Source organism: Pseudoprimorskyibacter insulae, assembly GCF_900302505.1.
Lineage (GTDB): Bacteria > Pseudomonadota > Alphaproteobacteria > Rhodobacterales > Rhodobacteraceae > Pseudoprimorskyibacter > Pseudoprimorskyibacter insulae.
This window is the reverse complement of the sequence record NZ_OMOJ01000004.1, coordinates 244,750-258,544: the sequence shown is the minus strand read 5'-3', so window position 1 is coordinate 258,544 and position 13,795 is coordinate 244,750. Positions and strand designations below refer to the sequence as shown.

Annotated in this window: 10 protein-coding genes; 6 read left to right on the top strand and 4 right to left on the bottom strand. The window is 60.1% G+C overall.

Going from position 1 to position 13,795, the window contains the following annotated elements; translation table 11 throughout:
• Positions 1–12: 12 nt before the first annotated feature.
• Entirely contained in the window at positions 13–1,446 is a 1,434-nt protein-coding gene (locus PRI8871_RS11870) for an NAD(P)(+) transhydrogenase (Re/Si-specific) subunit beta (RefSeq protein ID WP_108886431.1), read from the top strand.
• Positions 1,447–1,642: 196 nt separating this feature from the next.
• Positions 1,643–2,941, top strand: coding sequence for a DUF3422 family protein (locus PRI8871_RS11865; protein WP_370742024.1), 1,299 nt, complete (start codon positions 1,643–1,645; stop codon positions 2,939–2,941).
• Here the strand turns inward: PRI8871_RS11865 and PRI8871_RS11860 are convergent.
• The 4 genes from PRI8871_RS11860 to PRI8871_RS11845 form a co-directional block, all read right to left on the bottom strand.
• Positions 2,853–3,935, bottom strand: coding sequence for a YeeE/YedE family protein (locus PRI8871_RS11860; protein WP_108886430.1), 1,083 nt, complete (start codon positions 3,933–3,935; stop codon positions 2,853–2,855). The two genes, PRI8871_RS11865 and PRI8871_RS11860, sit on opposite strands and share 89 nt — an antisense overlap.
• 277 nt (positions 3,936–4,212) lie before the next feature.
• The gene (locus PRI8871_RS11855; RefSeq protein WP_108886429.1) at positions 4,213–5,181 is read right to left on the bottom strand and encodes an ABC transporter permease; all 969 of its coding nucleotides are present in this window, start codon (positions 5,179–5,181) and stop codon (positions 4,213–4,215) included.
• On the bottom strand, positions 5,174–6,211 hold the full coding sequence (locus PRI8871_RS11850) for an ABC transporter permease (protein ID WP_108886428.1): 1,038 nt from the start codon (positions 6,209–6,211) through the stop codon (positions 5,174–5,176). Before PRI8871_RS11850 ends, PRI8871_RS11855 begins: the two co-directional genes overlap by 8 nt.
• Positions 6,212–6,282: 71 nt before the next feature.
• Entirely contained in the window at positions 6,283–7,986 is a 1,704-nt protein-coding gene (locus tag PRI8871_RS11845; RefSeq protein WP_108886427.1) for a peptide ABC transporter substrate-binding protein, read from the bottom strand.
• 244 nt (positions 7,987–8,230) lie between these two features.
• Here PRI8871_RS11845 and PRI8871_RS11840 point away from each other — a divergent pair, with 244 nt between their 5' ends.
• The 4 genes from PRI8871_RS11840 to PRI8871_RS11825 are packed head-to-tail and all read left to right on the top strand — an operon-like array spanning position 8,231 to position 13,781.
• Positions 8,231–10,051 carry an ABC transporter ATP-binding protein gene (locus PRI8871_RS11840; protein WP_108886426.1) on the top strand — a complete coding sequence of 607 codons (1,821 nt, stop codon included), beginning with the start codon at positions 8,231–8,233 and terminating at the stop codon, positions 10,049–10,051.
• Between the two features lie 10 nt (positions 10,052–10,061).
• A complete protein-coding gene (argE, locus tag PRI8871_RS11835; RefSeq protein ID WP_108886425.1) occupies positions 10,062–11,222 on the top strand; it encodes an acetylornithine deacetylase in 1,161 nt (386 codons plus the stop codon).
• Entirely contained in the window at positions 11,219–12,571 is a 1,353-nt protein-coding gene (locus tag PRI8871_RS11830) for an NAD(P)/FAD-dependent oxidoreductase (protein WP_108886424.1), read from the top strand. The genes argE and PRI8871_RS11830 overlap by 4 nt, the downstream gene beginning before the upstream one ends.
• 46 nt (positions 12,572–12,617) lie before the next feature.
• On the top strand, positions 12,618–13,781 hold the full coding sequence (locus tag PRI8871_RS11825; protein ID WP_108886423.1) for a M20 aminoacylase family protein: 1,164 nt from the start codon (positions 12,618–12,620) through the stop codon (positions 13,779–13,781).
• Positions 13,782–13,795 lie beyond the last annotated feature (14 nt).

Below are 13,795 nucleotides of genomic sequence, written 5' to 3'. Positions count from 1 at the left end.
GAGTAGGGGACAATGGAATTCGGATTTACCACGGCGGCTTATGTCGTCGCAGCCGTCCTCTTTATCCTGTCGCTCGGCGGTTTGTCGGGGCAGGAAAGCGCGAAACGCGCCGTTTGGTACGGCATTGTGGGCATGGCGCTGGCTGTGTTCGCAACGCTCATCGGCCCCGGCTCGGGCCTGTGGCTTCTGTCGGCAATTCTGATTGCTGGCGGCGGTCTGATCGGCTGGTACGTGGCCAAAAAGGTCGAAATGACCGAGATGCCGCAGCTTGTGGCAGCCATGCACTCTCTGGTTGGTCTGGCGGCTGTGTTCGTTGGCTTCAACGCGCATTTTGAGCTGTCGAACGTTCTGGCGATGGATCCTGCGGCCCGCGAAGGTCTGCATGGGTTTGCCGAACTGCTGGCGCATAAAACTTCGGTCGAGCAGAACATTCTGCGGGTCGAGCTGTACCTTGGCATCTTGATCGGTGCCGTCACCTTTACCGGGTCGGTCATTGCCTATGGCAAGCTGGCGGGCAAAGTGACCTCGGCTGCAAAGAAGCTGCCGGGCGGGCATATGCTGAACATCGCGGCTGCGGTGATCTCGGTTGTCTGTCTGATCTGGTACTTCACCTCGGGTGGTTTCCTGCCGCTGTTCTTCATGACACTGGCGGCGCTGTTCATCGGCTATCACCTGATCATGGGCATCGGCGGCGCCGACATGCCGGTGGTTGTGTCGATGCTGAACAGCTACTCGGGCTGGGCGGCTGCCGCGATTGGCTTCTCGCTTGGCAACGATCTGCTGATCGTTGTCGGTGCGCTGGTTGGCTCCTCGGGTGCGATCCTGTCGTACATCATGTGTAAGGCCATGAACCGGTCGTTCATCAGCGTGATCCTGGGCGGCTTCGGCGGCACCACCGGTCCGGCGATGGAAGTCGAGGGCGAGCAGATCGCGATCGACGCGGACGGTGTGGCACAAGCTCTGGACGAAGCCGACAGCGTTGTCATCATTCCGGGGTACGGTATGGCGGTTGCGCAGGCACAGCAGAACGTGGCCGAACTGACGCGCCGTCTGCGCGCCAAGGGCAAGAACGTGCGCTTTGCAATCCACCCGGTTGCAGGCCGTCTGCCCGGTCACATGAACGTGCTTCTGGCCGAAGCCAAGGTGCCCTACGACATCGTTCTGGAAATGGACGAGATCAACGATGACTTCCCGGAAACGGATGTGGCCATCGTGATCGGGTCGAACGACATCGTGAACCCCGCCGCACAAGAAGACCCGAACAGCCCGATCGCCGGGATGCCGGTTCTGGAGTGCTGGAAGGCCAAGCAGGTGTTCGTATCGAAGCGTGGTCAGGGCACTGGCTACTCGGGCATCGAAAATCCGCTGTTCTACAAAGAAAACACCCGCATGTATTACGGCGACGCCAAGAAGTCGCTGGACGAGCTGCTGACCAAAATCAGCTAATCGCATACCGCAGGTTAGAAAGGCCCCGCCATCCGGTGGGGCCTTTTTGTTTGCGCGGCTGTAGTGCACGGGCGTGACCCGGATTTGTTGCCAGATTGCCCTGTATACCGATGTATTCAGGCAAGATATTGAAATTGCTTTATCTTTTTTGATCCATGTGTTTCTGTGGCCGGATACTATCGACCGAGTGCCTGATATGATCAACGACCACCCGCTTCGCTACAAACTTGCAAACGAACTTCACGCTCGGCCTTTCCCGTCGCTGAAAGCGCCGTGCCGGGCGGTGTTCTTGGCGATCAAACAGCCGACAAATGCATCGTCGCGGGATCGGTCTGGGGATCTGACCCATCTTTTGGATCTGCTCGATCGCTACGGCACGGCGCATCCGCAGCCGGGGGCGACGCATTTTTCGGGGCAGATCGGTCAGCATTCGCTGAAATGGGAACAGCACACCGAGTTTGTGACCTATACTGTGTTCTTGGCCGGCGTCGGGGATAAGCCCTTTGATCCCAGCGATTTTTCGGTTTTCCCCGAGGATTGGTTGTCGAAGGCGCCGGGGGTTCGGATGACTTCGGCCCTGATCCGGGTGACCGAACAAACGGATGATGCGGCCATCGGTCAATCGCTTGAGGATTGGTTTGTACCTGAAAGCCTTGCGGTCAGTTCCGTGTTGGATGGTGACGCGATTGTTGGCGGCGATTTCCGCATTGATCCGGCAGGCCATCAGCGGTTCTGCGTCTTTGCCCGCCCCGGCGTGGGCGAACGGCGCATTGGCCGGGTGGTGCAGCGCCTGTGTGAGATTGAGACCTATAAGACCATGTCGATGCTGGGCTTTACCCGCGTGCGCGAACTGTCGCCACGCATGGGCCAGATCGAGAGCGAATTGACCGGCCTGATGGAGGCGATGACCTCGGGCAGCGATGCGGCTGAGGAAACGCTCAAGGCGCTTCTAAGCGTCTCGGCTGAGCTTGAGACGCTGGCGGCGCAGACATCCTTCCGGCTGGGGGCGACGGGGGCCTATCGGGCGATTGTGAATCAGCGGATCGAAGTGCTGCGCGAGGCGCGGTTTCAGGGGCGGCAAACATTTCATGAATTCATGATGCGCCGGTATGACCCTGCCATGCGCACCGTTAATTCCGCTGAAGAACGGTTGGAAACGATGACCGCGCGGGCCGTGCGGGCGGGCGATCTGCTGCGCACACGGGTTGAGGTGGAACGGTCTGCCCAGAACCAGAAGGTGCTGGAATCCATGGACAAACGCGCGGACCTTCAGCTCAAGCTACAGAAAACGGTCGAAGGCTTGTCGGTCGTCGCGATCAGCTATTACGCCGTGTCGCTGGCTTCTTACGCACTATACCCCGTGGCGTCGGCCATGGGGTATAGCAAGGGTTTGTTAACGGCGCTGGTTACTCTGCCGGTAGTGCTGATTGTTTGGCTGATGATCCGCCGAATTCACCACGCGATGGAGAAAGGCTCCGGCCGAGAGCTGCATTGAGCAGCAGCGCACCCGCTGCGATAGACCCGATGGCCAGCAAGGCCGCAATCGACAGTGTGGGGATGCCGGCCAGCCCGGCGCCCACGGTGCAGCCGCCCGCCAATACGCCGCCCGTTCCCATCATCACTGCGCCAGTAGCATAGCGCCCGGTTTCGCTGGGTGTGGCAAAGCTCTGCCAGCGGAAGCTGCGGAACAGAACCGAGGCCACCAGCGCACCGGCCAGAACGCCGCCGATCAGGCCAACGCCAAAGTTAGCAGGGATCGACGTGCTGGCAACGGTCCAGAACAGAGTGTCGGCATAGGGGGCGGTGAAGCTGAGGCTCTCCAAGGCGACCGGGTCGAAATCGTCATACAGGACGAAACCGGTGCCAACCCAACCCAGCGGCACCAAAGCGCCCAGCAAGGCAGCGCCGGCCAAAACGGTCAGGCGGTTGCCCGAGCGGGCCGCAACGACCAGCGCGGCCACGGCGATGATCGCCGCCCAAACAAGTCCGCCACCGGGCAGGGCATCAAGGCTGACGGTGTCCACCGGCACGGTGACTGCGCCAAGCGTGGTGCGCAGCGGGGCCAGAACGCCCTTTAGCGTTGCATGGGCCGCGATGGCGAAAATCAGCAGAACGGTCAGGGCGCGCAGGTTGCCCGAGGCCGTCAGCACCGTCAGGCGCGAAACGCAGCCGCGCGTCAGCACCATACCGGCTCCAAACAGCAGACCGCCCACAACGATGGCCAGAACGGGTAGGTCTGTCGCCATGAAACGGTGATCGTCAAAAGAAATCACCTCAAAGGCAACGGCTGCCTGTGTTCCAAGCACCGCCACCGCCAGTGCTGTCAGCCAAACGCCCATGGCCTGACGGCGGTCATCTCCGACCAGACCGCGGCGGAAGCAGAATTTGGTTCGCTCGGCCAGAAAGCCGAAAACCGCCCCCAAAGCGAGGGCGAAAAAGACAGCGGCTTGGGGGGCTGTCAGGGTTTCAAAGCCGAAGGATTCATACATGGCGCGTCTCGGATATAGGAACGATTGTTCCAGTAGTCGGTAAAAATAACCCGGCGCAATGGCTCTAAACTATACGTTGTTGCTTGGCCGCAGAACACTGTTCTGGTTTGGGCGGAAAAGCCGAACCAATGTTGTTAAGCGAATGCGATGATGGGACGGGGTGTTTGTGCCGCTGCGCGGATCGGGGCGTCTGTCCTTAAATCGCGAGGGCGCGGCCCAAAGGCAAAAGGCCTGCCGTAGGTTGTACGGCAGGCCCTTTGACGGCGTTCGGATCGAATCAGCGACCTCGGGTTCGCGGGTCCAGCGCGTCACGCAGCCCGTCGCCCAGATAGTTCACCGCCAGAACCGTCAGCGAAATCGCCACACCGGGCAGCAGAACGCGTTCGGGGAAATCCTCCATCCGGGGAACGGCATCGGCCAGCATCTTGCCCCAAGTCGGGAAGTCCGACGGGAAACCGACGCCCAGAAAGCTCAGCGCGCTTTCAGTGATGATCGCCGTGGCAAGGCCAAGCGTAGCCGAAACCATGATCGGCGACAGCACATTGGGCAGCAGGTGCCGCAGGATGATGTGCAGCGGGCGTGTGCCGATGGACCGGGCGGCCAGGACAAATTCACGTTCCTTCAACGCCAGAATATCGCCGCGTACAATTCGCGCGGTGGGCATCCAGCTTGTCAGGGCGACAACGGTCACGATCAGAACGAACATCCCGCCTTCAGGGCCAAAGGCCGCGCGCAACGGTTGGCGGAAGAAGGTCACCGCCACCAGCAGCAGCGGCAGGATCGGCAGGGACAGGAACAGGTCGGTCAAGCGCATTAGCGGGCCGTCCAGTTTGCGCACAAAGCCCGACAGAACGCCGACGGTGGTGCCGATGACCAAGGTCAGGACCATCGCCGCCCAGCCAACGGCCAGTGACGACCGCCCGCCAGCGATCAGTTGTGATAGACCATCGCGGCCAAGGTTGTCGGACCCCAAAGGATGGGCCCAATCGACCTTGGCGCCGCTATCCCAAAGCGCCGTGTAGATCGGGCGGATATCCCGCGCCCGCATGTTCAGCGCTTGGGCGTCCAGCGTCCAGATATAGGGGCCGACCAGCACGAACAGGGTGATGAACACCAAGAACCCCGCGCCGACCATAGCGCCCGAATGCTTGCGAAACTGTGACCACACATCCAGCCATTGGCTGCGCGGCGGGGCCGAGGGCACCTTGTCTTGCAAGGCCTGAATGGGGGGCGGGGCGTCAGTCATAGCGAATCCTCGGGTCGAGGATGCCGTACAGAATGTCGGCGATCAGGTTAAACAGCAGGATCAGCGCTGCGAAGATAAAGGTCAGGGTCATGATGCCCGGCAGGTCATTGGCAAACAGCCACGTGATCAGCAACTGGCCAATGCCGTTCACCTTGAACACGCTTTCGGTGATGATTGCGCCGCCGAAAATGCTCGGAACGCCAAGGGCGATGACGGTGACGACGGGGATCATCGAGTTGCGCAGCACGTGCACCATAACGACCACGGCCTCGCTCAGGCCCTTGGCGCGGGCGGTGCGCACGTAGTCTTGGCGCAGGTTATCCAGCATCGCGCCGCGCATGTAGCGGCTGATCTGTGCGGTGGTCTGCAAGGCCAGAACCAAGACCGGCAGGATCATCTGGCGCAATTGGAAAACAAAGCTGTCCCAATCGTTTACCACATGCGTGGTGTCATAGATCGACGGGAACCAACCCAGTTGAACCGAGAAGACAACAATCAGCAGCGGTCCGGTGAAGAACGGTGGGATCGAAAAGCCGATCATGGTGATGAAGGTCCCGGCCTGATCAAAGACCGAATATTGGCGGTAGGCCGAATAGATCCCGATGGGCAGGGCAATCAGGATGCCGACGATATAGCTCAGGCCGACCACCCAAAGGGTCTGGGGGATGCGCTGAACGATGATGTCCATCACCGGCGACCGGGTCTGCCAGCTTAGAACGCGCAGCTCGCCCTGATAAAGGTTGGTATCGGGCAGCCAGCCAAACAGCGCGCTTTCACGCGTCATCCAGTCGATCAGAACCTTGGGTTCGATCCAGAACATCTGTTTGAGCCATTTGGCATATTGGATCAGTGGCGGTTCGCCCAGGCCAAGGGCTTCGCGCATCTTCTGTTTGACCTCATCGGGGACGGTCAAAGGCACTTGGGCCATTGGGTCGCCGGGGGCCAGCTGCAGAAGCATGAAAATGACAAAACTGATAAACAGAAGCGTCGGGACGGTTAAAACCAGTCTGCGGATTGCGAAAGTCAGCATTCAACGCCTCAGTTTATTGGTTTTTTGGGCGAAGTAGGGGTAGGGCGCGCTCTGCGCCCCACCCCCGATGATTATTTCACGCGGTGCCAGTCGGCCACGTTCCACAGTTCCGAATCCCAGGTGTTCAGGATCACACCGCCCAGGGAGTTGGAATGCGCGGACACACGACCACGGTCAACCAGAGGAACGATGGTGTAGCTTTCTTTCGTCAGCATTTCGTTCATCTTCTTCGCCAGTTCAGCACGCTTTTCCAGCTCGCCGGTCTGACCAAGCTCGTCGATCAGCTTGTCATATTCCGGGTCACAGTAGCGGTTGATGTTGGCGCCCAGCCACTGGCTTGAGGGCTTGGGTTCGTTGCCGCAGCGATACATCGCCAGATAGGGCTGCGGGTCGGTGCCAGCGAAGTTGTTCGCGTACATTTCGACATCTGCATAGAACTTCTGGAAGGTGTCGGGCGAACCCGGATCGCCACCGAAGAACACAGCGCCTTCGATGTTGCGCAGTTCGGTTTCAACACCGATCTGGCGCCACCAATCCTTAATCAGCAGCTGGAAGTCCTGACGCACGGCGTTGGTCGAGGTCTGGTACAGAATGGCCAGCTTCACGCCGTCCTTTTCGCGCACGCCGTCGCCGTCGCTGTCAACATAGCCTGCTTCTTCCAGAAGGGCCTTTGCGCCTTCCAGATCTTGGGTGAAACATTCGGTGTTGTCGGATGCGAACATTGCCGGGGCCGGAACCAGGTTACAGGTCGGGCGGCCAGCGCGGCCATAGCCGACTTCGACCAGCAGTTCGCGGTCGATTGCCATCGACAGCGCCTTACGCACGCGGATGTCCGACAGGAACGGGTGCGGTTCAGCCACGGTCGCACGGGTTTCTGCCGGAAGTTCCGCCGACGGGTTGGTCAGGTTCATTTCCAGACGCTCAACCAGCGTGCCGAATGCCGACACGGTCTGACCTTTGCCGCCTTCGGCGATCGAGTTCAGAACATCGGGGGCAAGCTGAAGGTTCCAAGCGTAGTCAAATTCGGCAGTTTCCAGAACCGCGCGGGCCGCCGAGGTCACATCGCCGCCGCCCTTCAGGGTCATGGTTGCGAAGGCCGGCTTCGCCGGATCGCGGAATTTGTCGTTGGCTTTGAAGGTGATAACGTCGTTCGGGCGGAAGTCTTCAACCACGAACGGGCCAGTGCCGACGGGGTAGAAGTTTTCGGTCGAACAGGTCGGAGCGTTCGCGCCGGTGCAGTTTTCAAACTGAGCTTTTTGCAGAATCGGCGATTCGGCACCCATGAACGGGCCATAGGGGTTCGGCATCGCGCGTTCGAAGGTGACCTTGACGGTCAGCGGATCCAGAACCTCGATGCTCGACACGCCGTCGAACTTGGCCAACTGCTGACAGCCGCCATCGGGGTCCATGCAGTAATCGGCGGTGAATTTCACGTCCTCGGCAGTAAAGGCCGAGCCGTCCGACCACGTCAGGCCGTCTTTGATTTTCCAGGTGATCGAGGTCAGATCTGCGCTGACGCCGCCGTTGGTCACGGTCGGGATTTCGTCAACCAGCCAAGGCACCATGGCGCCGGTTTCGTTGAAACGGCCCAGTGGTTCAATGACCATCGACGAGGCTTCGATGTCTTTGGTGCCGCTCGACAGATAGGGGTTCATGATGGAAACGGCCTGCCAATACAGGACTTTCACATCGCCATCGGAGCCGCGTTCTGCAAACGCAGCGGGCGCAAATGCCGTCGCGGCCACAGCTCCGAGCAAGAGGGTGCGCAATTTCATATATTACTCTCCATGTTGGACGTTTTTTACGTCATTATTGTGTAGGTCTGCACAGATTGACTGGATGGTACAAGCAAACGCCTGTGGAAAACCGACCAAAAATCGACAAGCACGACCCTACTGCCAACCATCGAAGCAGCTTTTTACAAAAAATCAAGGGTCGCCTTACGGAAGGGCTTTGTCGGGTTTGACACTGCCTTGCCTTCCTCATTAGCGTGAGGCTCTGTAACCTGCAGGAGTTCCTATGCTGGACGACACGATCGCCGAGATTCGCAACTTACGCGTTGAATTTCAAACGAAAGACGGCCCCGTGCTTGGGGTCGAAGATGTGTCGTTCGAAGTTCGCCCGGGTGAAACAGTCTGCGTCGTGGGCGAGTCTGGGTCGGGCAAATCGGTGTCTTCGCTGTCGCTGATGCGGTTGGTGGAATACGGCGGCGGCAAGATCGCGGGTGGGCATTTGCTCTTCAATCGGGCGGATGGTGAACAGATTGATCTGGCCGAAACCCCGGCGTCCTTGATGCGCACCATCCGGGGCAATGAAATCGGGATGATCTTTCAAGAACCGATGACCGCGCTGAACCCGGTGTTCACAGTTGGCCGGCAATTGACCGAAGGTCTGCGGCTGCACAAAAAACTGTCCCGCAAAGAGGCGCAGGCCCGCGCGCTGGAACTGCTTCGCCAAGTCCGAATCCCCGAGCCAGAGCGCCGCTTGACCCAGTATCCGCATGAATTGTCGGGCGGGATGCGCCAGCGCGTGGTGATCGCCATGGCCCTTGCCTGCGAGCCGCGCTTGCTGATTGCGGATGAGCCGACGACCGCGCTTGATGTGACCATTCAGGCGGAAATTTTGGCGCTGATGGACCGGCTGAAGCGTGAAACCGGCACCGCCGTCATGTTCATCACTCATGACATGGCGGTTGTGGCCCAGATGGCCGATCGCGTGGTTGTCATGTTCCGGGGCAACAAGGTCGAAGAAGGCGCGGTTGAGGAAATCTTCGCCAACCCCAAACACGATTATACCCGCGCGCTTTTGGCCGCGGTGCCGCGCTTGGGCGAAATGTCCGGCACGGATTACCCGCGCCCGATGCGCCTGCTGGGGCAGGGCGACAAGCAAGCCGACCCCATCCTCGGCACCGGAGAGCCGCTGCTGGAGGTGCGCAATCTGGTGACGCGTTTCCCGGTCAAAGGCGGGATGCTGCGCAAAACGGTGGCAAATGTGCATGCCGTCGAAGATGTCTCCTTCACCGTGAACAAGGGTGAAACCCTTAGCCTTGTTGGTGAAAGCGGCTGCGGCAAATCCTCGGTCGGGCGGTCGCTGTTGCGCTTGGTTGAACCGCAATCGGGCGAAATTCGTCTGGCCGGTAAGGATGTGATGGCCCAAACGCCGGACGGGCTGCGCAATATGCGGCGCGACATGCAGATGATCTTCCAAGATCCCTTTGCCAGCCTGAACCCGCAGATGCGCCTGATGGAACAAGTGGCCGAACCGCTGCGCAATTTCGGGATCGGATCGCGCAGCGAAATGCAAGACAAGGTCGCCAGCCTGTTTGACCGGGTGGAATTGCCGCGCAGTTTTCTGCGCCGCTATCCGCATGAATTGTCTGGCGGGCAGCGTCAGCGCATCGCCATTGCCCGCGCCCTTGCCCTGAACCCCAGCCTGATCGTCGCCGATGAGGCGGTGTCGGCGCTCGATGTGTCGGTGCAGGCGCAGGTGTTGAACCTGATGATGGAATTGCAGGCCGATCTTGGCCTCAGCTACCTATTTATCAGCCACGATATGGCGGTGGTCGAACGGGTCAGCCATCATGTGGGCGTGATGTACCTTGGGCGTTTGGTCGAAATCGGCCCGCGCCGCGCGGTGTTCGAAAACCCGCAACACCCCTATACGCAGGCGTTGATGCAGGCCGTGCCGGTTGCCGATCCGACCCTGCGCAAAGAAGAAAAAGACCTGAATTTCAAACCGATTCCCTCGCCCATTCATCCGATTGGTCATGAACCGGAGGCGTCGAAATACCAAGAGGTCGCGCCGGGGCATCATGTGCTGATCACCGACTGCGGCTACTGAAGGACCATCCATGACTGACCGCCTATCGCCGCGCGACCTGCTGACCAAACTTGTGTCATTTCCGACGGTCAGCCGGGACAGCAACCTGCCCTTGATCGACTGGGTCGAGGAATATCTGGACAGTCACGGCATCCATTGCCACCGCCATTACAACGAAGATCGGACCAAGGCGGGCCTGTTTGCTCATGTCGGCCCCGAGGTCGAAGACGGCGTCGTTCTGTCCGGTCACACGGATGTTGTGCCGGTGGATGGACAGGCCTGGGACACCGATCCCTTCGTTCTGACCGAACGGGACGGCAAGCTTTATGGCCGCGGCGCCTGCGATATGAAGGCCTTTGACGCGCTGTCGATCTGGGCCTTGGTCGAGGCGAAATATCAAGGCGTGACGCGCCCGCTGCAAATTGCCCTCAGCTATGACGAAGAAATCGGCTGCACCGGCGCGCCGCCTCTGATTGAAGCGATGCAGGGCGTTGTGCCCAAGGCCAATGCCGTGATCGTGGGCGAGCCGTCGATGATGAAGATCGTGACGGGCCATAAGGGCGGGCTGGCCTATTGGGTGCATGTGCATGGGTTCGAGGTGCATAGTTCGATCATGCATACAGGCGTGAATGCAATCATGTCGGGCGTCAAATTGATCGAATGGGCCAACGACCAGAATGCAGAAAGTCAGGCCAACCCGCCGGGCGGGGCTGCGGCGCAGTTCGTGCCGCCTTGGACCACGGTGCACACCGGACAGATCTCGGGCGGGACAGCGCATAACATCACCGCCAAGGATTGCGAATTCGGCGTGGATTTCCGTTTGGTTCCGGGCGATGCCGCCGAAGCGCGGCGCGATGCTTTTATGGCCAAGGTCGCCGAGGTTGAGGCCGATATGAAGGTTGTACGCTCCGAAACCTCAATCGAACTGCGCGAGAAATTCTCGCTCCCGCCGCTGGTGCCAGAGGCCAATGGCGCGGCCGAAACCTTGGTGCGTCAGATCACCGGTGAAAACGGCACATCCGTGGTGTCTTATGGCACAGAGGCGGGGCATTTTCAGGCGGCGGGCTATTCGGCGGTTGTCTGCGGGCCGGGCGATATTGGCGTGGCGCATCAGCCAAATGAATATCTGCCCATTAGCCAGTTTGAGGCCGGTCATGGTTTCATGCGCGATCTGTTGAAGGCATTGGAATGACAAGCGGATTTCCCATCCATGAGGGCACGCCGGTGCAGTTTGATGCGCCCTTGCCCGAGGCGGTGGATTTCGCCGTGATCGGCGGCGGGGTGATTGGTGTGTCGACGGCGCTGCACCTGGCCCGCAAAGGGCATCGGGTGGTTCTGCTGGAAAAAGGGCGCATCGCGGGCGAACAGTCGTCGCGCAATTGGGGCTGGATCCGCCAGCAGGGGCGCGACCCGCATGAGTTGCCGATCATGATTGAGGCAAACCGGATCTGGAAAGATCTGGCGACGCAAACCAATGTCGATATCGGCCTAAAGACCATCGGCGTGACCTATCTGGCCAAGACCCAAGAAGACCTTGAAAACTATGCCAGTTGGCTGCCCCACGCTGAGGCGCACGGGCTCGATACACGGCTGTATGCAGGCGCCGACATGGCCCGTGCCTTCCCTGAACTGGCTGGCAGTGGCTATGCCGGAATTCTGCACACCCCGTCGGATATGAAGGGCGAACCTTGGGTTGCCGTGCCGGCCTTGGCAGGTATTGCCAAACGCGACGGTGCGATCATCATCGAAAACTGCGCGGTGCGGACGCTGGACATTCAAGCGGGGCGCGTCACCGGCGTTGTGACCGAACGCGGCACCATCCGCGCGCCCGAGGTGATCTTGGCCGGCGGCGCGTGGTCCGGCCTGTTCCTGCGCAATCACGGCATTCAGATCCCGCAACTGTCGGTGCGGTCCAGCGTGGCGGCCACCGCGCCGATCAATATGCCGACAGATATGGCCGCCGTGGAAAAGACCTTTGCCTTTCGTGCGCGTTCCGATGGCGGCGTCACATTGGCCCCCGGCGCGTTTCACGAACTGTTCATCGGCCCGTCGGCGGTGCGCCACGCGGCCAAGTACAAGGCACAGTTTCTGGGCGATCCCACCGGCACGCGCTTTGTGGCGATGGCTCCGCGTGGCTATCCCGATGCTTGGACGACCCCGCGCCGCTGGACCGGCGATATCGAAACGCCGTTTGAACGGATGCGCATTCTGAACCCCAAGCCCAATATGAAGCGCCTGAAACGCGCCGCTGAACGGCTTCAGGCAATGTTTCCGGAAATTGGGCCTGTGCGGCTTGAAACTGCTTGGGCCGGGATGATTGATGTCATGCCCGATGTGGTCCCCGTAATTGACCGCGCCAATGGCATCCAAGGCTTGACCATCGGCACCGGCATGTGCGGCCACGGCTTTGGCATCGGGCCGGGCATGGGCCGCGTTTTGGCGGATCTTGCGTCAGGTGGCGATGTGGGCCACGATCTGACACGGTTCCGACTGTCGCGCTTTTCCGATGGGTCGCCCATCGAATTGGGCCCGCAGCTATAGCGCCAGATCGTAGATATTTCGAAACCTCCAACACTCAGGACATCCAATGCCGGTCAAGAACAGATTCGCAGAGCTTCACGACACAATCACCGAATGGCGCCGCGACATGCATGCCAACCCGGAATTGCTGTTTGATACGCATCGTACATCGGCAATGGTTGAGGAAAAGCTAAAGGCCTTTGGCTGCGATGAGGTCGTCACTGGTATCGGCCGCACCGGCGTTGTCGGCGTGATCAAAGGCAAGTCCACGGCGTCGGGCAAGGTGATCGGCCTGCGTGCCGACATGGACGCGCTTCCGATCGAAGAACAGACGGGGCTGGACTATGCCTCCACCGTGCCGGGCAAAATGCACGCCTGTGGACATGATGGGCACACCGCGATGCTGCTTGGGGCGGCGCAATATCTGGCCGAAACCCGCAATTTCGACGGCACCGTTGTGGTGATCTTCCAACCCGCCGAAGAGGGCGGCGGCGGCGGTCGCGAAATGGTTGATGACGGCATGATGGACCGCTTCAACGTGCAAGAGGTCTATGGGTTGCACAACTGGCCGGGCGCGCCCGTAGGCAAGTTCGCCATCCGTTCCGGTCCGTTCTTTGCCTCGGCCGATTTGGTCGAGATCGAGGTGGAAGGCAAAGGTGGCCATGCCGCAAAACCGCATGAAACCATCGACACAACCGTCATGGCCAGCCATATCGTGATCGCCCTGCAAACCATCGCCAGCCGCAATCTTGATCCGGTAGAAAACGCCGTGATTTCCGTGACATCGTTCGAAACCTCGTCCAAAGCTTTCAACGTGATCCCGCAAAAGGTGACGCTGAAAGGCACGGTGCGCACGCTGAATCCGGCGGTTCAGGACATGGTTGAAAAGCGCCTTAAGGAAATTGCCGAAGGGACAGCGGCCGTGTTCGGCGGCGTCGCGCGCGTGACCTACAAGCGCAACTATCCGGTGATGATCAACTCGGACGAACAAACCGCTTTTGCCGCCGAAGTGGCCAAATCGGTCACTGGTGACTGCGAAGAGGCAGATCTGGTCATGGGGTCCGAGGATTTCGCCTTCATGCTGAACGCGCGTCCGGGCGCCTATATTCTGATGGGCAATGGGCCGGGCGCCTCTGTGCACCACCCTGAATACAACTTCAACGACGATGCCATCCCGGCCGGCTGTAGCTGGTGGTCGGAAATCGTTGAACAGCGGATGCCCGCCGCCTGACGCTGGACCATGGC